The 24436-nt window shown below is 69.6% G+C and carries 25 protein-coding genes and 1 pseudogene; 15 read left to right on the forward strand and 11 right to left on the reverse strand.

Annotated features, from left to right (window positions below; all coding sequences use genetic code 11):
* Nucleotides 1-9: 9 nt before the first annotated feature.
* Both AB5J55_RS26480 and AB5J55_RS26485 read left to right on the forward strand, forming a co-directional pair.
* Nucleotides 10-948, forward strand: coding sequence for an N-acetylneuraminate synthase family protein (locus AB5J55_RS26480; RefSeq protein WP_369273026.1), 939 nt, complete (start codon nucleotides 10-12; stop codon nucleotides 946-948).
* Between the two features lie 163 nt (nucleotides 949-1111).
* Complete coding sequence (locus tag AB5J55_RS26485) at nucleotides 1112-2182, forward strand: hypothetical protein (RefSeq protein WP_369276304.1); 1071 nt, start codon at nucleotides 1112-1114, stop codon at nucleotides 2180-2182.
* On the opposite strand, the gene AB5J55_RS26490 is transcribed toward AB5J55_RS26485, so the two are convergent.
* On the reverse strand, nucleotides 2183-2377 hold the full coding sequence (locus AB5J55_RS26490; protein ID WP_369273027.1) for a DUF397 domain-containing protein: 195 nt from the start codon (nucleotides 2375-2377) through the stop codon (nucleotides 2183-2185).
* A gap of 8 nt (nucleotides 2378-2385) precedes the next feature.
* Nucleotides 2386-3240: a helix-turn-helix domain-containing protein gene (locus tag AB5J55_RS26495; RefSeq protein ID WP_369276305.1), complete on the reverse strand. Its 855-nt coding sequence runs from the start codon at nucleotides 3238-3240 to the stop codon at nucleotides 2386-2388.
* Nucleotides 3241-3468: 228 nt separating this feature from the next.
* On the opposite strand from AB5J55_RS26495, the pseudogene AB5J55_RS26500 reads away from it, so the two are divergent.
* Nucleotides 3469-3884: pseudogene (locus AB5J55_RS26500) on the forward strand (ATP-binding protein).
* A 1-nt stretch (nucleotide 3885) separates the two neighbouring features.
* On the opposite strand, the gene AB5J55_RS26505 reads toward AB5J55_RS26500, so the two are convergent.
* On the reverse strand, nucleotides 3886-4575 hold the full coding sequence (locus AB5J55_RS26505; protein WP_369276306.1) for a class I SAM-dependent methyltransferase: 690 nt from the start codon (nucleotides 4573-4575) through the stop codon (nucleotides 3886-3888).
* Nucleotides 4576-4729: 154 nt separating this feature from the next.
* Between AB5J55_RS26505 and AB5J55_RS26510 the strand changes: the two genes are divergently transcribed.
* The 3 genes from AB5J55_RS26510 to AB5J55_RS26520 all read left to right on the forward strand — a co-directional run bounded on the left by AB5J55_RS26510 (nucleotide 4730) and on the right by AB5J55_RS26520 (nucleotide 8459).
* Nucleotides 4730-5047, forward strand: a complete 318-nt coding sequence (locus AB5J55_RS26510; protein WP_369273028.1) for a hypothetical protein — start codon at nucleotides 4730-4732, stop codon at nucleotides 5045-5047.
* A gap of 483 nt (nucleotides 5048-5530) precedes the next feature.
* The gene (locus tag AB5J55_RS26515; RefSeq protein ID WP_369273029.1) at nucleotides 5531-6751 is read left to right on the forward strand and encodes a M20 family metallopeptidase; all 1221 of its coding nucleotides are present in this window, start codon (nucleotides 5531-5533) and stop codon (nucleotides 6749-6751) included.
* Between the two features lie 658 nt (nucleotides 6752-7409).
* Complete coding sequence (locus AB5J55_RS26520) at nucleotides 7410-8459, forward strand: BMP family protein (RefSeq protein WP_369273030.1); 1050 nt, start codon at nucleotides 7410-7412, stop codon at nucleotides 8457-8459.
* Here the strand turns inward: AB5J55_RS26520 and AB5J55_RS26525 are convergent, their stop codons facing one another.
* Nucleotides 8460-8636 (reverse strand): hypothetical protein, encoded by a 177-nt coding sequence (locus tag AB5J55_RS26525; RefSeq protein WP_369273031.1) that lies wholly within the window; start codon nucleotides 8634-8636, stop codon nucleotides 8460-8462.
* 136 nt (nucleotides 8637-8772) lie between these two features.
* On the opposite strand from AB5J55_RS26525, the gene AB5J55_RS26530 reads away from it, so the two are divergent.
* From AB5J55_RS26530 to AB5J55_RS26555, 6 genes are all read left to right on the forward strand, one after another.
* On the forward strand, nucleotides 8773-9822 hold the full coding sequence (locus tag AB5J55_RS26530) for a BMP family protein (RefSeq protein WP_369273032.1): 1050 nt from the start codon (nucleotides 8773-8775) through the stop codon (nucleotides 9820-9822).
* A gap of 219 nt (nucleotides 9823-10041) precedes the next feature.
* Entirely contained in the window at nucleotides 10042-11628 is a 1587-nt protein-coding gene (locus AB5J55_RS26535; RefSeq protein WP_369273033.1) for an ABC transporter ATP-binding protein, read from the forward strand.
* Nucleotides 11628-12752: an ABC transporter permease gene (locus AB5J55_RS26540; RefSeq protein ID WP_369273034.1), complete on the forward strand. Its 1125-nt coding sequence runs from the start codon at nucleotides 11628-11630 to the stop codon at nucleotides 12750-12752. Before AB5J55_RS26535 ends, AB5J55_RS26540 begins: the two co-directional genes overlap by 1 nt.
* Nucleotides 12749-14023, forward strand: coding sequence for an ABC transporter permease (locus AB5J55_RS26545; RefSeq protein ID WP_369273035.1), 1275 nt, complete (start codon nucleotides 12749-12751; stop codon nucleotides 14021-14023). The genes AB5J55_RS26540 and AB5J55_RS26545 overlap by 4 nt, the downstream gene beginning before the upstream one ends.
* Entirely contained in the window at nucleotides 14020-14427 is a 408-nt protein-coding gene (locus tag AB5J55_RS26550; protein ID WP_369273036.1) for a cytidine deaminase, read from the forward strand. Before AB5J55_RS26545 ends, AB5J55_RS26550 begins: the two co-directional genes overlap by 4 nt.
* Before the next feature lie 90 nt (nucleotides 14428-14517).
* Complete coding sequence (locus AB5J55_RS26555) at nucleotides 14518-15795, forward strand: thymidine phosphorylase (protein WP_328879700.1); 1278 nt, start codon at nucleotides 14518-14520, stop codon at nucleotides 15793-15795.
* Nucleotides 15796-15874: 79 nt separating this feature from the next.
* Here AB5J55_RS26555 and AB5J55_RS26560 read toward each other — a convergent pair whose 3' ends face one another.
* Nucleotides 15875-16795, reverse strand: coding sequence for an AEC family transporter (locus AB5J55_RS26560; RefSeq protein ID WP_369273037.1), 921 nt, complete (start codon nucleotides 16793-16795; stop codon nucleotides 15875-15877).
* Between the two features lie 217 nt (nucleotides 16796-17012).
* Here AB5J55_RS26560 and AB5J55_RS26565 point away from each other — a divergent pair, with 217 nt between their 5' ends.
* Nucleotides 17013-17357: an STAS domain-containing protein gene (locus tag AB5J55_RS26565; RefSeq protein WP_369273038.1), complete on the forward strand. Its 345-nt coding sequence runs from the start codon at nucleotides 17013-17015 to the stop codon at nucleotides 17355-17357.
* On the opposite strand, the gene AB5J55_RS26570 is transcribed toward AB5J55_RS26565, so the two are convergent.
* The 3 genes from AB5J55_RS26570 to AB5J55_RS26580 all read right to left on the reverse strand — a co-directional run bounded on the left by AB5J55_RS26570 (nucleotide 17241) and on the right by AB5J55_RS26580 (nucleotide 20122).
* Nucleotides 17241-18260, reverse strand: a complete 1020-nt coding sequence (locus AB5J55_RS26570) for a sigma-70 family RNA polymerase sigma factor (protein WP_369273039.1) — start codon at nucleotides 18258-18260, stop codon at nucleotides 17241-17243. The genes AB5J55_RS26565 and AB5J55_RS26570 overlap by 117 nt on opposite strands.
* A 191-nt stretch (nucleotides 18261-18451) precedes the next feature.
* Entirely contained in the window at nucleotides 18452-18820 is a 369-nt protein-coding gene (locus AB5J55_RS26575; RefSeq protein ID WP_369273040.1) for an ATP-binding protein, read from the reverse strand.
* A 138-nt stretch (nucleotides 18821-18958) separates the two neighbouring features.
* Nucleotides 18959-20122, reverse strand: coding sequence for an adenosine deaminase (locus AB5J55_RS26580; RefSeq protein ID WP_369273041.1), 1164 nt, complete (start codon nucleotides 20120-20122; stop codon nucleotides 18959-18961).
* 173 nt (nucleotides 20123-20295) lie between these two features.
* Here AB5J55_RS26580 and AB5J55_RS26585 point away from each other — a divergent pair, with 173 nt between their 5' ends.
* Nucleotides 20296-21057: an alpha/beta hydrolase gene (locus tag AB5J55_RS26585; protein WP_369273042.1), complete on the forward strand. Its 762-nt coding sequence runs from the start codon at nucleotides 20296-20298 to the stop codon at nucleotides 21055-21057.
* A gap of 72 nt (nucleotides 21058-21129) precedes the next feature.
* Here AB5J55_RS26585 and AB5J55_RS26590 read toward each other — a convergent pair whose 3' ends face one another.
* Nucleotides 21130-22083, reverse strand: coding sequence for a LysR substrate-binding domain-containing protein (locus tag AB5J55_RS26590; RefSeq protein ID WP_369273043.1), 954 nt, complete (start codon nucleotides 22081-22083; stop codon nucleotides 21130-21132).
* Between the two features lie 62 nt (nucleotides 22084-22145).
* Here AB5J55_RS26590 and AB5J55_RS26595 point away from each other — a divergent pair, with 62 nt between their 5' ends.
* Nucleotides 22146-23420: an MFS transporter gene (locus AB5J55_RS26595; protein WP_369273044.1), complete on the forward strand. Its 1275-nt coding sequence runs from the start codon at nucleotides 22146-22148 to the stop codon at nucleotides 23418-23420.
* 119 nt (nucleotides 23421-23539) lie between these two features.
* Here AB5J55_RS26595 and AB5J55_RS26600 read toward each other — a convergent pair whose 3' ends face one another.
* Nucleotides 23540-23749 (reverse strand): PspC domain-containing protein, encoded by a 210-nt coding sequence (locus AB5J55_RS26600; RefSeq protein WP_369273045.1) that lies wholly within the window; start codon nucleotides 23747-23749, stop codon nucleotides 23540-23542.
* 108 nt (nucleotides 23750-23857) lie between these two features.
* Nucleotides 23858-24409, reverse strand: coding sequence for a VanZ family protein (locus tag AB5J55_RS26605; RefSeq protein ID WP_369273046.1), 552 nt, complete (start codon nucleotides 24407-24409; stop codon nucleotides 23858-23860).
* Between the last annotated feature and the right edge of the window lie 27 nt (nucleotides 24410-24436).

Raw genomic sequence — 24436 nt, forward strand, 5'->3', positions numbered from 1 at the left:
ATCTCTGCCATGAGCACCTACTCCCGCCTGCGCAACTTCGGTTCGCGTGAAGTCGGCCCGGGTAAGCCCGTCTACATCTGCGGCGAGATCGGCATCAACCACAACGGTGAGCTGGAGAACGCCTTCAAGCTCATCGACGTGGCCGCCGAGGCCGGCTGTGACGCCGTGAAGTTCCAGAAGCGCACGCCGGAGATCTGCACCCCGCGCGACCAGTGGGACATCGAGCGCGACACCCCCTGGGGCCGGATGACCTACATCGACTACCGCCACCGGGTGGAGTTCGGTGAGGACGAGTACCGCCAGATCGACGAGTACTGCAAGTCCAAGAACATCGACTGGTTCGCCTCCCCGTGGGACACCGAGGCCGTCGCCTTCCTGGAGAAGTTCGACATCCCGGCCCACAAGGTCGCGTCCGCGTCCCTCACGGACGACGAGCTGCTGAAGGCGCTGCGCGCCACCGGCCGCGCCGTCATCCTCTCCACCGGCATGTCGACGCCGAAGCAGATCCGCCACGCGGTCGAGGTCCTCGGCTCCGACAACATCGTCATGTGCCACGCCACCTCGACGTACCCGGCGAAGGCCGAGGAGCTCAACCTCCGTGTGATCAACACGCTGGAGAAGGAGTTCCCGAACGTCCCGATCGGCTACTCCGGCCACGAGACGGGCCTGCAGACCACGCTGGCCGCGGTCGCCCTCGGCGCCGTCTTCGTCGAGCGTCACATCACCCTGGACCGCGCGATGTGGGGTTCGGACCAGGCAGCCTCGGTCGAGCCGCAGGGCCTGACGCGCCTCGTCCGCGACATCCGCACCATCGAGGCCTCCCTCGGTGACGGCGTCAAGAAGGTCTACGACTCCGAGCTCGGCCCGATGAAGAAGCTGCGCCGCGTCGCCGGTGTGGTCGCCGAGGCGGAGATCGCCGCGGCGGCGGGCGAGCCGGTTTCGGTCTGACCCGAAACGCCCAGAGTTCGAACGTGCGCCGATGTCCGAGTGCCCCGAGCAGGGGGCGCTCGGGCTCGGCGCCCTTCGAGCTCCCCGAACACGAGCAGCGCGAGCTGCACGAGCTGAATACGAGCGCCGCATGAGCGCCTTACGACGGGACGGTCGTACGTCGATGAGCCCCCGCGCCGGGAACACCGGCCCCCACACTCTCGCCTTCGTCGAGAGCCCGGTACAGCTCCTAAATGTGCTGGAGTGGGCGCACGCCCGCCGGCACGCCGTCGGCACGGGACTCACCCTCGTCGTCCTGTCCCCGATCGACCCCATGACCCGCGGCCAGCTGCGCCGGATGGCCGAACTGGCACGCGAGGACGGGCACGCCGTCCGCTGGGAGGAGGCGCGCGGCGGCCCCGCGGCCCCCTTCCAGACGATCGGCGGCCTGGCGGGCCTGCTCCGCCGCGCCGACCGGATCGTCCTGGGCGACCCCTTCTCCCGTTACGTACAACTCCTGCTGACCATCACCAAGGCCCGTGACATCGTCGTCGTCGACGACGGCACGGCGACCATGGAGTTCGTCGTCCAACTCGCCCGCGGCGAGCGCCTGGTCCGCTGGCACCGCAAGGGCGGCCGCCCCGGCCCCCGCGACCTGGTCTTCGCGCCGGTGTCCTCCGCGGCCCGCAAGCGTCTGACGCCGAGCGAGCGCCGGACTGTCGAGATCTTCTCGTCGATGCCGATGGAGGAGACACCGGCCGGCGTGACGGTCACCGCCAACACCTTCGCGTGGACCCGCGACCGCTTCGGCCCGCCGCGCATCACCAAGGGCGCGGACATGGTGGGCACGTCGCTGGTCGAAACGGGCGTGGTCGACGGCGACCGCTACCTCGAAGCCGTCCGCTCCCTGGCCAAGGCGCACGGCGCCACGCGTTACTTCGCCCACCGCCGCGAGAGCGCGGAGAAGCTGCACCGGCTGGCGGTGGAGACGGGGTTGGAGGTCGTGCGGCCCGATTTGCCGCTGGAGCTGATCGCTCGGCGCGGGCCAATCGGCCGTACGATCCTGAGCTTCCCGTCGACGGTCGTCCACACCCTGCCGCTGGCGCTGTCGGGGACCGAGGTCCGGGTGGCGGTGTGCGACATCGACCCGGCCTGGCTGACGGAGAACGCGTCGCCGCGGGCGCAGGGGTTTTTGTCGGGGGTTACGGGGACGGCGCGGGATGTGCACCGGTTGTCGGCGGTTACGGCTGTGTGATCAGGGGGTTGAAGGGGCCTTCAGGGCTTCGATGAAGGGGGTGAAGGCTTCGGCCGGGACCGTGAGGATTCCGTACGCCGGGGCCTTTGAGTCGCGGATGGCTATGTGGGTGGGGGAGGCGGCGATCTCCACACAGTTGTTGCCGTCGCCGCCGCCGGAGTAGGACGACTTGCGCCAGGTGTCAGGGGTGGTCACGGTGTGCCTCACAGTTCCTTGGCCAGGTCGTGGATGAAGTCGCGCGACCTCATGGGGTCGAGCGATACCGCTTCTACCCTACGGAAGACTGTTCGAAAGACGCTGAGCTGAGCTTCGGAGTCGATGAACGCCGTGCCGTGCGGTGCGTCTCGCACGGCCGTGTCCAGCCTGGGGACTGTGCCGCCGGCCAGCATCATGGTGCCCCATGCCCCGCCGAAGCCATCGAGGTCGAAGGGGACGACACGTACTGTGATGTGACCGGCTTCCGAGAGTTCCAGGACGCGGCTCAGCTGGTCTCGGGCGATGGCGCGGTCGCCGACCCGGACGCGCAGTGCTGCCTCATGGATGATTGCCTTGTACGGGATCGGGGCGGGACCTTCGAGGACCACCCTGCGTTGCATCCGGTGCCGGACGCGCAGTTCCAGGTCCTCGCCCGAGAGTTCGGGGACTCGGGAGGAGAAGGCGGCGTGTGCGTAAGCCTCGGTCTGAAGCAAGCCGGGGATGAGCAAGAACTCCACGTCGTCGCGGTGGGTGGCGTGGTGCTCCAACTCTGAGATGTCCAAGAAGGGCGTGGGCAGAAGGCCTCGGTATTCCTCCCACCAGCCGCGCGTCCGATCCGTTGCCATCGCTGCGAGGGCATCGATCAACTCCGCATCTGTGCAGGAGTAGTTGGAGGCCAGTCGACGCAGGCGCTTCTCGCTCACGCCGCTGAGAGCCGACTCGATCTGATTGATCTGCGTGGAGCTCACCCCGAGCAGGGCAGCCGCCTCGCGGCCCGTGAGGCCTGCCGCGTCACGAAGCCTGCGCAGTTCGACGCCCAAGCGCACCTGACGTGCTGTCTGCTCGCGCCTCAACCCCGCCATTTTCAGCTCACCCCGGTGTAACACGCCTGCATACACGACTCGTTCGGGGGCCAGGTTACGCGATTGGCTTGCTGGACCTGTAAATCCAGGTCTACCGTCGGTGACGCGACGCACACCCTGCGGAACCCCGGGACCCCCGGAAGCGCACCACTCCGTCCTGCCAAGACGGCTGCGGCACTGCCACCGCCCGCCGACCGCACCCCCGCACCACCGAACCGGAGCTGCCGCATGCCCGAAACCGAGCCCGAGTCCGAGCCCTGGGAGTACTCCCTCTACATCCCGAACGACGTCCGAGCCGTCACGGTGTCCCGCCGCACCCTCCGCCTGATCCTCACCATGCACGGCCTGATCAACCTCGTCGACGTCGCCGAACTGCTCGCCACGGAGCTGGTCTCCAACGCCGTACGCCACACGAAGGGCCCCGCCGCCCTGCGGGTGCGCGGGCAGCGGGTGTGCTGCGGATCGGGGCCCGGGACGCCGATCCCGAGCCGCCCGAACCGCCAGGGCCGTTGGATGACCCGGCCGAGCTGGAGGACGGGCGCGGCCTCGCCCTCGTCCGGGCCTGCTCCGACCTGTGGGGATGTCAGCCGCTGTCCCGGCACGGCAACCGGGGCAAATACGTGTGGTGCGAACTGGCCAGGTAGGTCACGACTGCTTGCGGGCCAGGACGAACGCGCGGGGGCGCGTCTCCTGGTCGACCGGCTCGCGCAGCACGCGGGCCTGGGTCGGCAGGTGCGCCTTGGCCAGGTGGGCGGCGACCGCCTCCGGGGTGCGCCAGTAGTAGTCGAGCGAGATCTCGTGGCCGAAGCGCTCCGCGAGGTGGAGGTGCTCCTCGTCCCCGTCGGGGCCGCCGGACTGGAACCCGAGGAGCACGTGCCCGCCGGGGACCAGAACGCGGTGGAACTCGGCGAACGTGGCTGCGAGATGCTCGGTCGGGATGTGGATGACCGAGTACAGCGCGATGATCCCGCCCAGCGTCTCGTCCGGGAGGTCGAGGGAGGTCATCGAGCCCACATGGAACCGTAGTTCGGGGTGCGCGCGGCGGGCCAGGGCGACCATGCGGGGCGAGATGTCGACGCCGAAGACCGGGAGGCCGAGGGCGTTGAGGTGGGCGGTGACGGAGCCGGGGCCGCTGCCGAGGTCGGCGACGGGGGCCGGGATGCGCTCGCGGGCCAGTTCGGCGAAGGCGGTGATCAGGGAGCGGTCGAGTGGGTGGCTGTCGGCCGGCCAGTCGGGGAAGCGGTCCGTGTAGGCGAGGGCTATCGCGTCGTACGAGGCCCGGGTGGCCTCGATGAAGTCGGCGTACTGGGAGTTCTCGGGGGACTGGGGGCTCACCGGGATCTGCGGTATCTGGGGCTCGTCGGCGCTCACGGCGCACACCCTAGCCCCGGCTTTCCCGTTCCCTCTTTGATCTCATTTCGTTCATCTGCATCGCGTGCACTGACCACGACACGCGTGCACCAACCACGCTGGGGGCGCAATGAGACACATGACGGCCGATGCCCGCGACATCATGGTCACAGCGCAGGAGGTCGCCAGGCTTCGGGATGCGGTGCAGCTCGAAGTCAGGGATGTCGCGTTGGCCGCGCTGTTCCACCACTTCCTTCGCGCGTCGGCGGAAGTGGTGGGCCCAGCGGATCTGTCGTTCTCACCGGAGCAACTGCCGATGGCCGATGAGGTGCGGGAAATCATGACTGCCGGAGAGGGCGCCCTCCGGAATCTTGACCTTGTCGAACTGGCGCGCCGGGACGAGTCCGGACTCTCCGATTATTTGGCGCCTGTGTGGCGCGCGATGACGGACCGCTGACGCTCCTCGCCCTGCTCTGCCAAGGTGTGGCTGGCGTACGACGTCATGGTGGCCGACATCCGGTCCCGCATGACCGAGGCGCGCCTCACCGGGGTCGAACATGGCGATCGCCGGCTTCCTCGCCGCGTTCGGCATGCCCGCCAGGGCCCGGCGCGCCCACCCGCGTCCGGAACATCAGGCCCAAATCGCCTCCGGTCCGCGACGGCGACACCGCCCCGGAGCCGGCACATCTCAGGACGCGGGCTCCGACAGATGAACAGAACCGACGGGACGCGGCTGAACGTGGTATCCGTGGAGGAGGGTGAGATCCTCACTCTCCGTCGATTTCATGATCGACTCGACGGAGTTGGGCGAGTTTACCCACCCAATCCGATCCCTACGCGTCGGGCGGCCAGATTTTCTTCCCCAAACGGGTTGAACTTTTGTTGATCGAGGGTCAGTTGGCCACCTCGGCGTCCTACCCTTCAGAGGGTGAACCAACAGATGTCCCCAGAGTCCGAGGCCGATCACCCAGGGGAAGCCGTTCTCCCCGGCACCTTGCCGGAGGCGCTCCGTGCCGAACTCATCGAGTTCCGGCGCGACTTGCACATGCACCCGGAGCTCGGCAACCAGGAGTTCCGTACGACCGCCGCGATCAAGGGCCGCCTGGAGAAGGCCGGCCTGAGGCCCCGCGTACTCGACTCCGGAACCGGGCTCGTCTGTGACATCGGGGAGTGGGACGGCGAGCGCCCCATGCTCGCCCTGCGCGCCGACATCGACGGCCTGCCCATCCCGGACACGAAGAGTGAGTGCTCGTATCGCTCGACCGTGCCGGACCGGGCGCACGCCTGCGGGCACGACGTGCACACCACCGTGGTGCTTGGCACCGGCCTGGTCCTGGCCGAGCTGCACCGGCGCGGGCAGCTGCCCCGCCCCGTCCGCCTCCTCTTCCAGCCCGCCGAGGAGGTCCTCCCCGGCGGCGCCCTCGACGCCATCAAGTACGGGGTGCTCGAAGGGGTCGGCCGGTTCCTCGCCCTGCACTGCGACCCCAAGGTGGACGCCGGGAAGCTCGGCCTGCGGGTGGGCCCCATCACCTCCGCCTGCGACCGGCTGGAAATCGCCCTGGACGGGCCCGGCGGGCACACGGCCCGCCCCCATCTGACGACCGACCTCGTCACCGCCGCCGCCCGGGTGGTCACCGACGTGCCCGCTGTCGTCTCCCGGCGCACCGACGCCCGCAGCGGCCTGTCCGTGACCTGGGGCCGGATCGAGTCCGGCCATGCGCCCAACGTCATCCCGCAGCATGCCGAGCTCTCCGGCACCGTGCGCTGCCTGGATCTCGACACTTGGCGGCAGGCGCCCGATCTCGTCGTCGCCGCCATCGACGAGGTCGCCAATCTGCACCGCGCCAAGTCGGAGATCAACTACGTCCGCGGCGTCCCGCCCGTCGTCAACGACGAGGACTCGACCGAGCTGCTGCGCGCCGCCATGACCGCCCGCCGTGGCGCCGACTCCGTCGAGAGCACCGAGCAGAGCCTCGGCGGGGAGGACTTCTCCTGGTACCTGGAGCACGTGCCCGGCGCCATGGCCCGACTGGGAGTCCGTGTGCCCGGTGACCGGATCGGGCGCGACCTGCACCAAGGCGACTTCGACGTGGACGAGTCCGCCATCAAGGTGGGCGTGGAGCTGTTCACGGCGGCAGCACTGCTCGACGCCGCGGGTTAGGCGTGACCCAGTCGCCGTAACCCTTCGCGGGGTGGCGTGCACGGCGTTGGTCACGACCCGCTGCGTTCGACGCCGTCGGTCAAGCGGGGGCCAGTCGTCGTAGGGGCTTGCAGCTGGATGGCGGCTGCGGGGGCTGTCGTGGCTGGTCGCGCCCGCGTGGCGGATCCGCACGTCGAACACAGCCCCGTGCCCCTTTGCGGCATGGCCGTGCTCGGCGCTTTGCCCGACCCGCCGCGCTCGACGCAGTGGGTCGAGCGGGGGTCGGTCGCCGTAGGGGCTTGCAGCCCGATGGCGGCTGCGGGCCCGTCGTGGCTGATGGCCCCGCGTGTCGGACCCGCATGTCGAACACCGTCCCGCGCCCCGTTGTGGCGCGGCCGTGCACGGCGTTGCACCCTACGCTCCGCTCCGCTTGCGGGCCGCGCCGAGCGGGGGGAGTCTTGCCCCATGGCGGGCGGTCCTGAGCGCCATCGTGGCTAAGGCACCACCGGTGCTGTCGCCCCATACGTGCCTTTCGATCAGGTGGTTCACAAGGACGTAACCGGCCATCGGCACGAATGGATAACGGCCGGGCGAAACCCCGTTCCCAGGAGTGTCTACGCGCGTTAATGTGCGCCGAACTCAGCACCCACTGCGGGGCTTGGAGAATGGGGACTTCACGATGCGTCGGACATCCAAACTGACCCGTGTCGCGGTGGGGGTCGCGTCGATCGCGCTCGCTGCCACGGCGTGCGGTGGTACCAGCAGCGACAGCGGCAGCGACGGCGGCGGCGAGACCAAGGGCCTCGCCATCGCGTACGACATCGGCGGCAAGGGCGACCAGTCCTTCAACGACGCCGCGTACGCCGGTCTGCAGAAGGCTCAGAAGGAGTTCAAGTACAAGACGGCCGACATCGAGCCCACCGAGGGTGAGACGAATGCCGACAAGGAGCAGCGGCTGGCGTCCCTCGCCAAGCAGGGCTACAACCCGGTGATCGGCGTCGGCTTCGCCTACGGCCCCGCGATGGAGGCCGTGGCCAAGAAGTACCCGGACACCACCTTCGGCATCGTCGACTCGGTGGTCGAGGGCGACAATGTCGCCTCACTCGTGTTCGCCGAGGAGCAGGCCTCCTACCTGGCGGGCGTCGCTGCCGCCAAGGCCACCAAGAGCAACACGGTCGGCTTCATCGGCGGTGTGGACATCCCGCTGATCCACAAGTTCGAGGCCGGCTACAAGCAGGGCGTCCAGGACGCCAGCGGCGGCAAGGTCAAGGTCCTGTCGCAGTACCTGACGCAGACCGCGGAGGAGGGCGGCTTCTCCAGCCCCGACAAGGGCAAGGCAGCCGCCGAGGGCCAGATCGAGAAGAACGCCGACGTCCTCTACCAGGCGGCGGGTCTGTCCGGTCAGGGCGTCATCGAGGCCGCCGCGAAGGCCAAGGTCTGGGCGATCGGCGTCGACTCCGACCAGTACGAGCAGGCCGCTCTGTCGGCGTACAAGGGCTACATCCTGACCTCCGCCCTCAAGGACGTCGGTGGCGCGGTCTACGCCCTGGCCAAGTCCGTCGAGGACGGCAAGCCGCTGACTGGCACCCAGACCTTCGACCTGAAGGTCAACGGTGTCGGCCTGTCCGAGTCCAACCCGGAGTTCGCGAAGATCCCGGGCCTCACGGACGCCGTGGCGAAGGCCAAGGAAGGCATCATCGACGGCTCGATCAAGGTCAAGACCGAGTAGTCACAGTCGTCGTACGAGGTCGTACCAGGCCGTAGTGGGCCACACCAGGTGGTACGGCTGGAAGCGGGCGGGCATCCGAGGATGTCCGCCCGCTTCGCTGTTCCCGGCCTCCTCCACCTCCGCTCCCGCTTTGCGATCGGCAAGCCCCGGGTCAAGGTCGCGCGTGGACTTGGCCACGGGCGCATAACAAGGTGGACAGAAGGGGTTTTCAGGTTGGTCTACGCGCGTTAATCTGCGGCGAAAGCCAGCGCCGTTGCTGTGACTGCTGTACCGAGCTGTACCGTCCGGCGCTTGTACTAAGGAGCACCCACACATGCGCCGGATTTCCCGGATCACGGTCGCAGGCGCAGCGACCGCCTCCCTGGCCCTCGCGCTCTCCGCCTGCGGCGGCACCTCCACCGAGGCCTCGTCGGAGTCGAAGGGCGGCGACAAGGGCCTCGCCATCGCGTACGACGTCGGCGGCAAGGGCGACCAGTCCTTCAACGACGCCGCGTACGCGGGCCTGGAGCAGGCGAAGAAGGAATTCGGCTATGACACGGCCGACATCGAGCCCACCGAGGGTGAGACGAACGCCGACAAGGAGCAGCGACTGGCGTCGCTGGCCAGGCAGGGCTACAACCCGGTCATCGGTGTCGGCTACGCCTACGCGGCCGCCGTCAAGGGCGCCGCGGAGAAGTTCCCCGACACCACCTTCGGCATCGTGGACGACTCCACCGTCGAGTCGAAGAACGTCGCCGACCTGGTCTTCTCCGAGGAGGAGGCTTCGTACCTGGCGGGCGTCGCCGCGGCCAAGAGCACCAAGACGAACACGGTCGGCTTCGTGGGCGGTGTGGACATCCCGCTCATCCACAAGTTCCAGGCCGGCTTCGAGCAGGGCGTCAAGGACACCAACCCGCAGGCCAAGGTCCTGACCCAGTACCTCACGCAGACCGCGGAGGAGGGTGGCTTCTCCAGCCCCGACAAGGGCAAGTCGGCCGCCGAGGGCCAGATCGAGAAGAAGGCCGACGTCGTCTACGCGGCCGCCGGTCTGTCCGGTCAGGGCGTCATCGAGGCCGCCGCCGCCAACAAGGTGTGGGCGATCGGTGTCGACTCCGACCAGTACAAGCAGGAAGCCCTCGCCAAGTACAAGGACTCGATCCTGACCTCGGCGATGAAGGACGTCGCCAAGGCGGTGCACAACCTGGCGAAGTCGGTCGAGGACGGCAAGCCCGAGACCGGTATCGTTCGTGGCGATCTGAAGACCGGCGAGGTGAGCCTGTCGAACTCCAACCCGAAGTTCGCGGACAACACCGAGCTGCAGGACGCCATCAAGACGGCCAAGGAGAAGATCATCAGCGGCGAGATCAAGGTCAAGTCCAGCTGATTGCAGCAACACCCTGAGCAGCGGTAACCCCGGGGTTACGTCCGCTCAACGGGGTACGGGGAGGCTTTCCAAGGGCTTTCCCCGTACCCCGTTGTTCGCGGTGCGTCGGCCCCTTTCAGGCCATAGGGGCGCTACGCGCGTAGACGACCCCCGTCCCCAGGAGAGTGCGCCATCAACGCGTCCAGCAGCCCTCCGGCCGGAGCGGCGGTCAACGGTCAGGTGACCGCCGTCGAGCTCGCCGGGATCACCAAGCGTTTCCCGGGCGTCGTGGCCAACCACGACATCCACCTCACCGTCCGCAAGGGCACCGTCCACGCCCTCGTCGGCGAGAACGGCGCCGGCAAGTCGACGCTGATGAAGATCCTGTACGGCATGCAGAAGCCGGACGAGGGCACCATCGCCATCGACGGCCGGCAGGTCACCTTCTCGTCGCCGGCCGACGCCATCGTCCGCGGCATCGGCATGGTGCACCAGCACTTCATGCTCGCCGACAACCTCACCGTCCTCGAGAACGTCGTGCTGGGCAGCGAGAAGCTCCACGGCATCGGCGCCAAGGCCCGCCGCAAGATCAAGGAGATCTCCGAGCGCTACGGCCTCGGCGTGGAGCCCGACCGCCTCGTCGAGGAGCTCGGTGTCGCCGCCCGCCAGCGCGTGGAGATCCTCAAGGTCCTCTACCGCGGCGCCACCACGCTGATCCTCGACGAGCCCACGGCCGTCCTGGTGCCGCAGGAGGTCGACGCGCTCTTCGACAACCTGCGCGAGCTGAAGTCCGAGGGCCTGTCGGTCATCTTCATCTCCCACAAGCTCGGCGAGGTCCTCTCCGTCGCCGACGAGATCACCGTCATCCGCCGCGGCACGACGGTCGGTACTGCCGTGCCCGCCGAGACCACTCCGAAGCAGCTGGCCGAGATGATGGTCGGCAGCGAGCTGCCGACGCCGGAGACCGCCGAGTCCACGGTCACCGACCGCCCGGTCATCACCGTCGACAAGCTGCGCCTGGAGACGGCGGGCGGCAAGGCCCTGCTGGACGACATCACCTTCACCATCCACGCGGGCGAGGTCCTGGGCATCGCCGGCGTCGAGGGCAACGGCCAGACCGAGCTGGTCGACGCGCTCATCGGCCTCAAGGGCGCCGACTCCGGCACGATCACCCTCATCGACGAGGAGATCACCGGCTGGGCCACCCGCAAGCGCCGCGAGCAGGGCATCGGGTACATCCCCGAGGACCGCCACCGCCATGGTCTGCTCCTGGAGGCCCCCCTCTGGGAGAACCGCATCCTCGGCCACGTCACCGAGAAGCCCCTCGCCAAGGGCGTCTGGCTGGACCCGAAGGCGGCCCAGGAGGACACCAGGCGGATCGTGACGGAGTACGACGTCCGTACCCCCGGCATCGACGTCACCGCCGCGTCCCTGTCCGGCGGCAACCAGCAGAAGCTGATCGTCGGCCGCGAGATGAGCCACAAGCCGCGCTTCCTGATCGCCGCGCACCCCACCCGTGGTGTGGACGTCGGTGCGCAGGCCGCGATCTGGGACCACATCCGCGAGGCCCGCCGCGAGGGCCTGGCCGTACTGCTGATCTCCGCCGACCTGGACGAGCTCATCGGCCTGTCCGACACCCTCCGCGTGATCTACAACGGCAAGCTGGTCGCCGACGCCGACCCGGCCACCATCACCCCGGAGGAGCTCGGTTCGGCGATGACCGGCGCCGCGACCGGTCACCTGGAACACGACGAGACCCCCGAGACCCCGGCAGACACCCCCGAGATCCGCAAGTCTCCCGAGTCCGGCGAAGACGAGGCCCGCTGATGAAGAAGTTCGACAAGGAGCGCGTGCTCCTCGCGGTGGCCGGCCCGGTCATCGCGCTCGCCGTGGCCTTCGTGCTCAGCGCGATCGTGCTGGTCGCCTCAGGCAAGAGCCCGGTCGAGCCGTACACCCTGATGTTCGAGCAGCTCGGCTTCTCGGACATCCAGGTCCTGATCATCAACCAGGCCTCGATGTACTACATCGCGGCCCTCGCGGTGGCCATCGGCTTCCGCATGAACCTGTTCAACATCGGCGTCGACGGCCAGTACCAGCTCGCCGCCATGATGGCCGCGGTCGTAGGCGCCCACGCGAACCTGCCGGCCGCCCTGCAGATCCCGCTGCTGCTCCTCACCGCCGTCTGCACCGGCGCCTTCTGGTCCGGAATCGCCGGTGTCCTCAAGGTCACCCGCGGTGTCAGCGAGGTCGTCGCGACGATCATGCTCAACGCGATCGCCACGTCGGTCATCGCCTACCTGTGGCTGCCGAACGTCTTCGGCGTGAAGGTGGGCAACAACAACACCACCGGCGAGATGCACGAGTCCGGCTGGGTCCCCGGCATCAACATGGGCGACGCCGGCGAGATCTACGGCCTGGTCTTCCTCGCCATCCTGCTCGGCATCGCCTACTGGGTCGTCCTCAACCGCACCCGCTTCGGTTTCGACCTGCGCGCCTCCGGCGCCTCGCAGACCGCCGCCGCGGCCAGTGGTGTCGACCCCAAGCGCATGGTGCTCACCGCCATGCTGCTCTCCGGCGGTCTCGCGGGCCTCGCCGGCCTGCCGATCCTGCTCGGCGACAGCCACACCTACAGCCTGAACTTCCCCACCGGCATCGGCTTCCTCGGCATCGGCATCGCCCTGCTCGGCCGTAACAGCCCCGTCGGCATCGCGTTCGCCGCCCTGCTGTGGGCCTGGCTCGACAAGGCGTCGCCAGAACTCGACTTCCACGGCTACGACAAGGAGATCGCGGTCATCATGCAGGGCCTGATCGTGCTCTCGGTCGTCGTCTCCTACGAGGCCGTCCGTGAGTGGGGCCTGCGCCGCCAGCAGCGCCAGGTCGGCGCCGAACTCGCCGCCGGTCACGTCCTCGGCGCCGACAACAACACCACGAAGGAGGTGGCTGGCCGATGACCGCCCCGACCTCGGCGACCGACGTCAACCAGCCCACGCTGCAGCCCGCGGCACCGACCGGCCGCCGCCTCTCGTGGCCCGTCCTGCTCCTGGCCATCGCCGGAGCCCTTGCGCTGACCTCGATCGTCCGCCTCATCACCGGCGCCGACGGCATCACCAACGTCAGCCAGATGTCCACCGCGCTCCAGCTCGCCGTGCCGATCGGCCTCGCCGGTCTGGGTGGTCTGTGGGCCGAGCGGGCGGGCGTCGTCAACATCGGCCTCGAGGGCATGATGATCCTCGGCACCTGGTTCGGCGCCTGGGCCGGCTTCCAGTGGGGCCCGTGGACCGGTGTCGTCGTCGGCATCATCGGCGGCTGCATCGGCGGCATCCTGCACGCCATCGCCACCGTCACCTTCCGGGTCAACCACATCGTCTCCGGTGTGGCGATCAACATCCTCGCCCTCGGCATCACCCGCTACCTCGCGCCCCTCGCCTTCGAGGGCCACGCGGGCGGCTCCGCCAAGCAGTCCCCGGCGGTCGACTCCCTCGGCCACTTCACGGTGCCCGGCCTGTCCGACGGGCTGCGGGACCTGAACAACCAGGGCTGGTTCTTCATCTCCGACATCGCCGGCCTGCTCGGCGGTCTGGTCACCAACGTCTCCTGGCTGACCCTGATCGCCATCGCTCTGATCCCCGGCACCTGGTGGATCCTGTGGCGCACCGCCTTCGGTCTTCGCCTGCGTTCCTGCGGTGAGAACCCGGTCGCGGCCGAGTCCCTCGGCGTGAACGTCTACAAGTACAAGTACATCGCCGTGATCATCTCCGGCGGCCTGGCCGGCCTCGGTGGCGTCTTCCTCTCCATCGTCGCCAACCCCTTCTATCTGGAGGGCCAGGTCAGCGGCCGCGGTTACATCGGCCTCGCCGCGATGATCTTCGGTAACTGGATGCCGGGCGGCCTCGCCCTCGGCGCCGGCCTGTTCGGCTACACCGACAGCCTCAACCTGCGCGGCGGCTCCACGAACGTGCACGCCCTGCTGCTGCTCGGCGCGCTCCTGCTGATCATCGGTGCCATCTGGCTGGTGATCCGCAAGAAGTACGCCCCGTCGATGATCACCGCGGTGGTCGGCGCCCTGGTCTACACCTGGTACGCCACCACCAACGAGGTCCCGAACCAGGTCGTCTCCGCCACGCCGTACGTCGTCACGCTCGTCGTCCTCACGCTGTCCGCGCAACGCCTGCGGATGCCGAAGGCGGACGGCCTGCCGTACAAGAAGGGCCAGGGCAAGTGACCCCGGCCGCCTCCCACGACGTCGACTGGGACAAGCTCCGCGCGGCGGCCCGGGACGCCATGTCCCGCGCCTACGCCCCGTACTCCGGCTACCCGGTCGGCGTCGCGGCTCTCGTCGACGACGGCCGTACGGTCACCGGCTGCAACGTCGAGAACGCGTCGTACGGCGTCGGCCTGTGCGCCGAGTGCGGACTGGTATCGGAGCTGCAGAACACCGGTGGCGGCCGCCTGACGCACTTCACCTGCGTCGACGGCGAGGGCGACATCCTCGTCCCCTGCGGCCGCTGCCGCCAGCTGCTCCACGAGTTCGGCGGCCCGGAGCTCCTGCTGGAGACCCCGGCGGGCATCCTGCCGCTGTCGGAGATGCTGCCGCAGGCCTTCGGGCCGGGTCACCTCAGAAAGTAACTCCCGTGCGGCCCTTCCGAGTTGCTCCCATGAGCCGCTCGGAGGGGCCGTACCGTTTCCGAAAGTTCGGCCGGAAGGAAAGTCATGGCCATGGACGCAATCTCTGTCATCCGCACCAAGCGGGACCGCGGTGAGCTCAGCGACGAGCAGATCGACTGGGTCATCGACGCGTACACCCGCGGGGAGGTCGCCGACGAGCAGATGTCCGCGCTCGCCATGGCGATCCTGATCAACGGCATGAACCGCCGCGAGATCGCCCGCTGGACGGCGGCGATGATCGCCTCCGGCGAGCGCATGGACTTCTCGTCGCTGTCGCGCCCGACGGCCGACAAGCACTCGACGGGCGGCGTGGGCGACAAGATCACGCTGCCGCTGGCTCCCCTGGTCGCGGCCTGCGGCGCGGCCGTCCCCCAGCTCTCCGGCCGGGGCCTCGGCCACACGGGCGGCACGCTGGACAAGCTGGAGTCGATCCCGGGCTGGCGCGCCCTCCTCTCGAACGAGGAGATGCTGTCGGTGCTGGACGGCACCGGCGCGGTGATCTGCGCGGCGGGCGACGGCCTGGCCCCCGCGGACAAGAAGCTGTACGCGCTGCGCGACGTCACCGGCACCGTCGAGGCGATCCCCCTGATCGCCTCGTCGATCATGTCGAAGAAGATCGCGGAGGGCACGGGCTCCCTGGTCCTGGACGTGAAGGTCGGCACGGGTGCCTTCATGAAGACGATCGAGGACGCGCGCGAGCTGGCGTCCACGATGGTGGGCCTGGGCACGGACCACGGCGTCAAGACGGTCGCGCTCCTCACGGACATGTCCACGCCCCTCGGCCTCACGGCGGGCAACGCCCTTGAGGTCCGCGAGTCGGTCGAGGTCCTGGCGGGCGGCGGCCCGGCGGACGTCGTGGAACTGACCATCGCCCTGGCCCGCGAGATGCTGGACGCCGCCGGGGTGAAGGACGCAGACCCGGCCAAGGCCCTGGCCGACGGCTCGGCGATGGACGTCTGGCGCCGCATGATCGCGGCCCAGGGCGGCGACCCGGACGCGAAGCTGCCGGTGGCGCGCGAGCAGCACGTCATCAAGGCCCCGTCCTCCGGCGTACTGACCCGCCTCGACGCCTACGACATCGGCGTGGCCGCCTGGCGCCTGGGCGCCGGACGCGCCCGCAAGGAGGACCCCGTGCAGGCGGGCGCGGGCATCGAGCTCCATGCCAAGCCCGGCGACACGGTCACCGAGGGCCAGCCCCTGCTGACGCTGCACACCGACACCCCGGAGCGCTTCGAGTACGCGCTCCAGTCGGTGGAGGGCTCGTACGACATCGCGGGGGCGGGGACGGACTTCACGGCTTCGCCGGTGGTGCTGGAGCGGATTGCCTGAGGCGCATGAGCGGGCGGCGGGCCGGGGCCTTCGGGTCCCGGCCCGTCGTGCTTCGTCCTCCTTCGGGCCCCCGCCCGGGTCAGCCGAGAAGTGCGGCTACGACCACCAGCACCGGCACCGAGATCACCGTCGACAGCAGAATCGAGTCCCGCGCCAACCGCTCGCCCACCCCGTAACTCGACGCATACGTATAGAGGTTCTGCGCGGCGGGCAGCGCCGACGTCACCACCACGTCCAGCAGTGGCGCGCCCCGCAGGCCGAAGACGCCCGCCGCGAGTGCCCAGGCTGCCGCGGGCTGGCCCAGGGACTTCAGGGCGACCGAGAGCAGGACCGGATGCCGGTCGGGCCCCCGACCGGGCATCGTGCTGCCGCACAGGGAGATGCCGAAGGCCAGCAGGACCGCCGGGACCGACATGCCGCCGATCAGGGTCAGGGGGTCCAGGACGGGGGCCGGGATGCGCAGCCCCGTCGCCGACACCGCCACACCCGCCAGAGAGCCGACCGCGATCGGGTTGCGCAGTGGGGTCAGCAGGCGGCGCCACAGCGGGCCCTTCCCGCCCCCGCCGGACAGGTCGAGGATCGTCAGGGCGATCGGGGTGACCCCGACCAGCTGGAACAGCAGCACCGGAGCCACCAGCGAGGCGTCGCCCAGGACGTACACCGCGATCGGGATGCCGAGGTTGCCGGAGTTGACGTAACTGGAGCACAGCGCGCCGATCGTCGTACGGCCCACTCCCCAGCGCCGTACGACACCCACCGCGACGAAGACGCCGGCCGCCGCGGCCGTGCTCAGGGCGGTCACCAGGAGGCGGCTGGAGAAGATCACCGACAGGTCGGTCTGCGCGAGCGTGGTGAACAGCAGTGCCGGGGACGCCACGTGGAAGGCCAGCTTGGTGAGGACCTCGCGGCCGTGGTCGCCGAGGTAGCCGCGCCGGCCGATCGCATAGCCCACCCCGATGACGACCGCGATCACCGCGAACCCCGTCAACACCCCCTGCACGGCACCTCCTTGGCGGAAAGGAAACCGCAGGGTATTCGGGGAGGTGCTGATACGTGGGGCATACAGGCAACCCTCCGGGGAAGGAGGGCACCGGGTCAATGTGATCCCGGCAGGCGGACACCCCACGGCGCACGGACACCGGGCGGCGGGCGACGGACGGGGGCCTCCGGCCGCGATGAGTTATCCGTCGCCGCCCGGTCTACCGATCGTGGATGCCATGACACCCGCTGTACTCGTGCTGGCCGGCCCCGTCACCCGGGATGAGGTGGCAGGGCTGTGCGACGACGTGCGGGCCCGGCTGGAGGCCGGCAGAGCGGGCGTCGTGGTGTGCGATGTCGGCGGGCTCGGACCCCCGGGACTGGGCACCGTCGACCTGCTGGCGCGGCTCCAGCTGGCCGCCCGGCGCGCCGGGGGCCGGATACGGCTGCGCGACCCCGACCCCGCGCTACACGCCCTCCTCGACCTGGTGGGCCTCCGCTTCGAGATGGAGGGGGAGCCCGAACAGCGGGAACCAGCGCTTGGTGTCGAGGAAACAGTGGAACCCGGTGATCCGGCCGTCTGAGACCTCCAGCACCTGCACCGCCCACGGGGTGAAGCCGCCCGCCTCCGGGTCCGGCTTGTACTGGGCGAAGCCCGGCAGCCCGTTGACCTGGACCGGCAGCAGGCGCGAGCCCGCGCAGGGGGCGCCGAGCGTCGTCATGAAGCCCGTGATGTCCTTGACGCCGGTCAGCCACAGGTCGAACGGCGGCATCGTCATGATGGCGTCCTCGTGCAGCAGCGCCGTGAGCGCCGTCATGTCGTAGCCCTCGAAGGCCGCGACATACCGCTCCAGGAGCTTTTGCTGCTCCTCGTCCAGCGGATCGGAGACGGCGGCCTCGCCGCCCGGCTGCTGCTGCTCGGCGAGCGTGGCGCGCGCCCGCTGCAACGCGCTGTTGACCGAAGCGACCGTCGTGTCGAGCAGCTCGGCGACCTCGCTCGCCTTCCAGGCCAGCACCTCGCGCAGGATCAGCACCGCGCGCTGCTTGGCCGGCAGCTGCTGCAGTGCGGCCATGAAGGCGAGCCGCACCGTCTCCTTGGCGACCGCGGCCTCCGCCGGGTCCTCGGTGCTGGGCAGCACCCGGTTGTCCGGCATCGGCTCCAGCCAGGTGTTGTCCGGGCGGGGCGAGAGCGCCGCCTGCGCGAGCGGGGTCGACTCCGTGAGGTCCATGGGCCTGGCCCGCTTGTTGCCCGCCGTCAGCATGTCCAGGCACACGTTCGTCGCGATGCGGTACAGCCACGACCTGAGACTGGAGCGCCCCTCGAACTTGTCGTAACTCCGCCAGGCGCGCACCATCGTGTCCTGCACCGCGTCCTCGGCCTCGAAGGAGGAGCCGAGCATGCGGTAGCAGTACCCGGTCAGTTCGACGCGGTGTTTCTCCAGCCTGACGTCGAGGTCCGTTGTCGTAGTCGCCGTGCCGTCGCTCATCGTCCACCCACCCCTGTGGCCGTATCCCGAAGTGCGCCTCATCGCGCCCAACACTTCGGAAGCTACCGCAGCCCACTGACAATGGCCCCCGGAGCGAACAAAGCAGCAGTTCAAAAGGGGTGGACAGGACGCCGCTGGGGCGCACCCGGTTTCCATGGGTGCGCCCCAGCGGCGTGATGCCGGGATGCGGCTCAGGCGAGCGGCAGACCGTTCAGGGGCAGGCCCTGGGCGGGCAGGGTCTGCGCCACCGGCAGACCGCCGAGCAGCCCGGTCGGGCCCGCAGCCAGCGCCTGCTCGGCCGCCGGCTGGGCGGCGGCCAGTCCGGCGCCGAGCGCCTCCTGACCCTGGGCGAGACCCGCACTGCCCTGGGCGAGACCCGCACCGGCGGCGGGCGCCGCCTGGGAGAGGTTCTCGGCCGGGAGCGTCCGGGTGACGGTGTCCAGCGCCGAACCGGCGGCGTCCGGGGCGACCGGCGCGGCGTTCGCGGCACCCGCACCGGCGGCGGCGAAGGCGGCACCGAGAGCGGCGACACCGAGGGTCTTGGCAGCAGACTGCTTCATGAAGGTAAGTCCTCGAAATTCGTTACGGGGTTGTGAGCGGTTCTCGACCGTAAACACGCCCCGCACGCCACCGCAAACATCGAAATGCGGACGGATTGTGAATGGCGTCCGCATTCCGTGTGCGCGGAGAACTCCCGGTCAGGCCTCCTCGCCCTCAGAACCGCTGGTAGGGCTGGTCTGACGGAACAACCATTCGGACTTGAGTTCGGCATATCCGGGCTTGATCACGTCATTGATCATCGCGAGTCGTTCATCGAAAGGAATGAACGATGATTTCATCGCATTGACGGAGAACCACTGCATGTCATCGAGCGTGTAACCGAATGCCTCGACAAGATGCTCGAATTCCCGGCTCATGCTGGTGTGGGACATCAGGCGGTTGTCGGTGTTCACGGTGGCGCGGAAGTGCAGCCGCCGCAGCAGGCCGATGGGGTGCGCGGTGTAGGAGTCGGCCGCGCCCGTCTGGAGGTTGGAGCTGGGGCACAGCTCCAGCGGGATGCGCTTGTCCCGGACGTACGAGGCGAGCCGGCCGAGCTTCACGGAGCCGTCGGACTGCACCTGGATGTCGTCGATGATGCGCACCCCGTGCCCCAGCCGGTCGGCGCCGCACCACTGCAGGGCCTGCCAGATGGACGGCAGGCCGAAGGCCTCGCCCGCGTGGATGGTGAAGTGGTTGTTCTCGCGCTTGAGGTACTCGAAGGCGTCGAGATGCCGGGTGGGCGGATGGCCGGCCTCGGCGCCCGCGATGTCGAAGCCGACGACACCGAGATCGCGGTAGCGGTTGGCGAGTTCGGCGATCTCCAGCGCACGGGCGGCGTGCCGCATGGCGGTGAGCAGCGCGCCCACGCGGATGCGGTGGCCGTTCTCCCGGGCGATCCGCTCGCCCTCCCGGAAGCCCTCGTTGACGGCCTCGACGACCTCTTCGAGGCTGAGTCCGCCCTCGAGGTGCTGTTCGGGCGCGTACCGCACCTCGGCGTAGACGACCCCGTCCTCGGCGAGGTCCTCCGCGCACTCGCGCGCGACCCGGACGAGGGCTTCGCGGGTCTGCATCACCGCGACGGTGTGGGAGAAGGTCTCCAGGTACCGCTCCAGGGAACCGGAGTCGGCCGCCTCGTGGAACCACACGCCGAGCTTGTCGGGGTCGGTCTCGGGGAGCTGGGTGTAGCCCGTCTCGCGGGCGAGCTCGACGATCGTGCCGGGACGGAGCCCGCCGTCGAGGTGGTCGTGCAGCAGAACCTTCGGCGCCCGGCGGATCTGGTCCGAGCTCGGGGTGTTCGCCTTCGGGGCAGTCTCGCTCGTCATTTTCGCACTCTAACGCCTACGCGCGTAGATCGCTCCGTCATCACTGATTTCCCTGCCGCCGTCGCGCATTTCTCCCCTGGTGTACGAATCCGTCGGGTGTACGAATCCGTCGATACGTAACGGTGACCCCAAGGACGGGTGGCGTACACCCGTGCTTCTGACACTGTTCTGTCATGGCACAGCAAGTGACGCCGGTGCGCAGGGTCCGGCTGGGCAAGGCGATCGGGCCGGAGCTGACGGCCGTGAGCGGAGTGGTGCTGCTGCTTCCCGGAGGTGACGAGGTCTCACATCGCAAGCCGGCGACGTTGTTGGCGACGTCCTACGTGCGCACCCTCGGGCGTCGGCTGGCGCGGGCGGGGCGTGAGGAGGGCCTGGCCGCGCATGTCGTCCGCTACCGCTTTCGCGGGTGGAACGGCAGCGACGCGAACCTCGTGAGCGACGCGTTGTGGGCCGCCGACGAGGTCGTACGGCGCTACGGCGACGTCCCCGTGTGCCTCGCCGGGATCGACATGGGCGCGCGGGCTGCGGTGCGGGCGGGGGGCCACGAGGCCGTCAACTCCGTGCTGGCCATGGCTCCTTGGCTGCCGGAGGAGGACGTGGCGGCGTCACCCGAACCGGTGAAACAGCTCGGGGGGCGGCGGGTGATGTTCGTCCACGGCACCAACGACGAGCGGACCGATCCCGAGCTGTCGTTCCGGCTGGCGGAGCGGGCGAAGAAGGCGAACCGGGATGTGTGCCGGTTCGAAGTGCACTCCGATCGGCACGGGTTGCAGCAGCATCGGGATGAAGTCCTCGCGTTGGCCGAGGACTTTGTCATGGGGGTGCTGTTCGGGAGGTCGTTCTCCCGGCCTGTCGCCGATGCGTTTGCGGCTCCGCCTCCTTTGGGGTTGCGGATGCCGTTGGCTGCGGGGTTCGGTAAGTCGTTGCGGCGGTAGCGCCGTTGGGGTTCGGGCCTGGTCGGCGGCTGCCGGCTGTGTGTGGTTGCTCGCGCAGTTCCCCGTGCCCCTTCAGGTTGGCAGCAGATTGCCTCTTCTTGAGAGCAGGAACTTCTTGAAAGCGGCCACCGGGGGCGTGTCCGGGCGGTCGGCCATCCAGGCGACGCCGATCTCGCGTGCTGCCCGCGGTGCTGTGACCGTCAGTTCCATGACCCCTGGGCGAGGTACCGCGGGTGGCGGCAGGAGTGCGACTCCGAGGCCCGCCGCCACCAGACCCCTCAGTGTCTCCGCCTCCTCGCCCTCGAAGGCGATGCGGGGCCTGAAGCCTGCCTCCTTGCACAGGTCGTCGGTGATGCGGCGCAGGCCGTAGCCCGGTTCCAGGGTTACGAAGATCTCGTCGGCCGCCTCCGCCAGACGGATGCGCTTGCGGGCGGCCAGGCGGTGGTCGGCGGGGACGACGAGGCGGAGTTTCTGTTCGTCCAGGCGACGGGCGACCAGGTCGGGGGCGTCCGGGACGGGAGAGGTGAGGCAGAGGTCGAGCTCGCCGGTCCGGAGTCGTTCGAGCATGGCCTCGCCGTAGTTCTGGACCAGGCTGAAGCGGACGCCGGGATGGTCGGCGCGGAAGGCGTGGATGAGGCCGGGGACCGTTTCGGCACCCATGGTGTGCAGGAAGCCGAACGCGACCTTGCCGGTGGCTGGGTCGGCGTCGGCGCGGACCTCGTCGGCGGCGCGCCGGATCTCGGCGAGGGCGCGTTCGGCCGAGGCGAGGAAGGTGCGGCCGGCGGGGGTGAGGGAGACCGTACGGCCGTGCCGGGCGAACAGGTCGACGCCCAGGTCCTGTTCCAGGCGGACCATGGCACGCGAGAGCGTGGACTGCGGTACCTGCATCTCCTGGGCGGCCCGCGTGACGTGCTCGGTGCGGGCCACGCCGGCGAAGTACGCGAGGCGGGGCGCGAGCAACATCGTCATGTCTTCTGTGTCACTGGATGGTGACAGTCGAGGCTGTGAACTGTACTGATGCGCCATGGGAACGATTATGGCGAATCCATGCATTGGACGGATGAGTGGGGCGTACGTAGCTTCGAAGCATGTCTCCCGCCAGTACCGGGGCGTCCACCACCGTGGGCGCCGCACCTGCAGTCCCTGTCGTCGACTCCCGAATGGCCCCGGGCGGCCCCGGCTACCGCCGGATGAGCTTCGCCCTCTTCCTCGCCGGGGTCGCGACCTTCGCACTCCTCTACTCCACGCAGGCCCTGCTGCCGCTGATCTCCGGAGAGTTCGGGGTGGCGGCGAGCGAGGCGAGCTGGACGGTGGCGGCCGCGACGGGCGGTCTGGCGCTGTTCGTGCTGCCCATGAGCGCGCTGTCGGAGCGGTTCGGACGCCGTACGGTCATGACGGCGTCGCTGGCGGTCGCGGTGGCGGTCGGGGTGCTGGTCCCCTTCGCGCCCAACCTGACCTCGCTGGTCGTGCTGCGGGCGGTCCAGGGAGCGGCGCTGGCGGGTCTGCCCGCGTCGGCGACGGCGTATCTGGCCGAGGAGGTCCGGCCGAAGGCTCTGGTCACGGCCATCGGGCTGTTCGTCGCGGGCAACAGCGTCGGAGGGATGAGCGGCCGGGTGATCACCGGCTGGGTCGCGCAGGAGTGGGGCTGGCGGATCGCGGTCGGCGTGATCGGTGTGCTCGCGGTGGCGTGCGCGGTGGCCTTCCGGCTGCTGCTCCCGGCGCCGCGCCACTTCAAGCCGGGCTCGCTGCGCCCTCGCGTCCTCGCCCGAGCGGTCCGCGGCCACCTCTCCAACCCGCTGCTGTGCCGTCTGTACGCGATCGGCGCCCTGTTCATGACCGTCTTCGGCGGCGTGTACACCGTCATCGGCTACCGCCTCACGGAGGCGCCGTTCTCGCTGCCCCAGGGCATCATCGGCTCGATCTTCCTCGTGTACCTGGTCGGCACGGTGTCCGCGTCCACGGCTGGACGGCTGGTGAGCCGCCTGGGCCGCCGAGGCGCGCTGTACGCGGCCGGCGCCACGACGGCAGCGGGCCTGCTGCTGTCCCTGGCGGGCTCGCTCCCGCTGGTCCTCCTCGGCCTGGTCCTCATCACGGGCGGCTTCTTCGCGGGCCACGCGGCCGCCTCCTCGGCGGTCAGCAAGACGGCCACCCACGGCCGCGCCCAGGCCTCGGCGCTCTACCAGTCCGCCTACTACATCGGCTCCAGCGCGGGCAGCACGGTCGGCGCGGTGGCCTTCCACGCGGGCGGCTGGGCCGGCACGGTCGGGGTCGGCCTGCTGGCGGTGCTCGGCGTCGTGACGATCACGGTGTTCGGAACCCGCGCGGCACGGCTGGAACAGCGGCGACTGGCCACGGCGGCCTGAGGCGGGGCGCGGCTTGTAGGTCGTACCTCGTACCTCGTAAGTTCCGCCCTCTGTGGCAGAAAAGCAGGTGCGCCCCGCCGTACATCGGCGGGGCGCACCTGTTTCTGCGGTTTCTGCGGTTACCAGGCTTCGCGCGTCTTGTTCGCCTTGTCCTCGGAGGGGAGCAGGATCCAGAGGGCTATGTAGAGGAGGAACTGCGGGCCGGGGAGCAGGCAGGAGATCAGGAAGATCACGCGCATCGTCGTCGCGGAGGTGCCGAAGCGCCGTGCCAGCGCGGCGCACACTCCGCCGATCATGCGGCCGTTGGTGGGTCGGGCGAGCGCGGTCATGGTGCGGCTCCTTCGCGAGCGTCGGTCGGAGGCCCCCTTGTGGGGCCTCCCGAGGGCTTCCCTCATCTGACATCCACGCTACGGCGACGAACCGGGCAAAGCGTCGCTCTATGGAGCTATCCCGACCCTGGGAATCGTCGGGGTCCGACCCTGAGAGAGCTCCTCCTGGGGGACGGCTGCCCGGTCTGTGCGCTCGGACCTGCGGCGGAGCCAGGCGCGGGCCGCGGGGACGACCGCAGCGTGCGCCAGGGCCACACCCACGGTGTTCAGCAGCAGGGAGTCGACGTCGACGATCTGGCCGGGTACGCCGGTCTGCAACAGCTCGATGCCCAGCGAGATCAGGGCGCCGGCGGCGACCGCCCGGACCAGGGAGCCCAACGGGGATGCGTTGATCCTGCCGTGTGCCGTCGGGATCAGCACACCCAGCGGTGCTAGCAGGGCGAGTCCCTCGGCGATGTGCCGGGCGCCTTCCTGCCAGCCCAGCGCCAGATCGGCTCTGATCCCGGCGAACGGCCGCAGGTTGGGCGGCATCACCCAGGGGACGTCCAGGGGGCGCAGCGTGAGCCAGGCGACGAACGCGAGGTGCGCGACCAGGAGAACACCCCCCGTCGCACGGATGCGGATCGCGGCGCTGCCGCCGATGGAGCCTTGACGCTGCACGCCCCCCTAGACGCGCCCCCCGGCGGG

This window comes from Streptomyces sp. R11 (assembly GCF_041051905.1).
In the GTDB taxonomy this organism is placed as follows: Bacteria; Actinomycetota; Actinomycetes; order Streptomycetales; family Streptomycetaceae; genus Streptomyces.

Bases quoted from the DNA above. Each gene is read 5' to 3' on its own strand.
- AB5J55_RS26515 (WP_369273029.1), top strand. From the start codon at position 5,531: ATGTCCCCAGAGTCCGAGGCCGATCACCCAGGGGAAGCCGTTCTCCCC.
- AB5J55_RS26530 (WP_369273032.1), top strand. From the start codon at position 8,773: ATGCGCCGGATTTCCCGGATCACGGTCGCAGGCGCAGCGACCGCCTCC.
- AB5J55_RS26590 (WP_369273043.1), bottom strand. From the start codon at position 22,083: ATGGCGCATCAGTACAGTTCACAGCCTCGACTGTCACCATCCAGTGAC.
- AB5J55_RS26600 (WP_369273045.1), bottom strand. From the start codon at position 23,749: ATGACCGCGCTCGCCCGACCCACCAACGGCCGCATGATCGGCGGAGTG.
- AB5J55_RS26510 (WP_369273028.1), top strand. From the start codon at position 4,730: ATGACGGCCGATGCCCGCGACATCATGGTCACAGCGCAGGAGGTCGCC.
- AB5J55_RS26570 (WP_369273039.1), bottom strand. From the start codon at position 18,260: ATGAGCGACGGCACGGCGACTACGACAACGGACCTCGACGTCAGGCTG.
- AB5J55_RS26495 (WP_369276305.1), bottom strand. From the start codon at position 3,240: ATGGCGGGGTTGAGGCGCGAGCAGACAGCACGTCAGGTGCGCTTGGGC.
- AB5J55_RS26555 (WP_328879700.1), top strand. From the start codon at position 14,518: ATGGACGCAATCTCTGTCATCCGCACCAAGCGGGACCGCGGTGAGCTC.
- AB5J55_RS26580 (WP_369273041.1), bottom strand. From the start codon at position 20,122: ATGACGAGCGAGACTGCCCCGAAGGCGAACACCCCGAGCTCGGACCAG.
- AB5J55_RS26575 (WP_369273040.1), bottom strand. From the start codon at position 18,820: ATGAAGCAGTCTGCTGCCAAGACCCTCGGTGTCGCCGCTCTCGGTGCC.
- AB5J55_RS26545 (WP_369273035.1), top strand. From the start codon at position 12,749: ATGACCGCCCCGACCTCGGCGACCGACGTCAACCAGCCCACGCTGCAG.
- AB5J55_RS26585 (WP_369273042.1), top strand. From the start codon at position 20,296: ATGGCACAGCAAGTGACGCCGGTGCGCAGGGTCCGGCTGGGCAAGGCG.
- AB5J55_RS26480 (WP_369273026.1), top strand. From the start codon at position 10: ATGAGCACCTACTCCCGCCTGCGCAACTTCGGTTCGCGTGAAGTCGGC.
- AB5J55_RS26540 (WP_369273034.1), top strand. From the start codon at position 11,628: ATGAAGAAGTTCGACAAGGAGCGCGTGCTCCTCGCGGTGGCCGGCCCG.
- AB5J55_RS26565 (WP_369273038.1), top strand. From the start codon at position 17,013: ATGACACCCGCTGTACTCGTGCTGGCCGGCCCCGTCACCCGGGATGAG.
- AB5J55_RS26595 (WP_369273044.1), top strand. From the start codon at position 22,146: ATGTCTCCCGCCAGTACCGGGGCGTCCACCACCGTGGGCGCCGCACCT.
- AB5J55_RS26520 (WP_369273030.1), top strand. From the start codon at position 7,410: ATGCGTCGGACATCCAAACTGACCCGTGTCGCGGTGGGGGTCGCGTCG.
- AB5J55_RS26485 (WP_369276304.1), top strand. From the start codon at position 1,112: ATGAGCCCCCGCGCCGGGAACACCGGCCCCCACACTCTCGCCTTCGTC.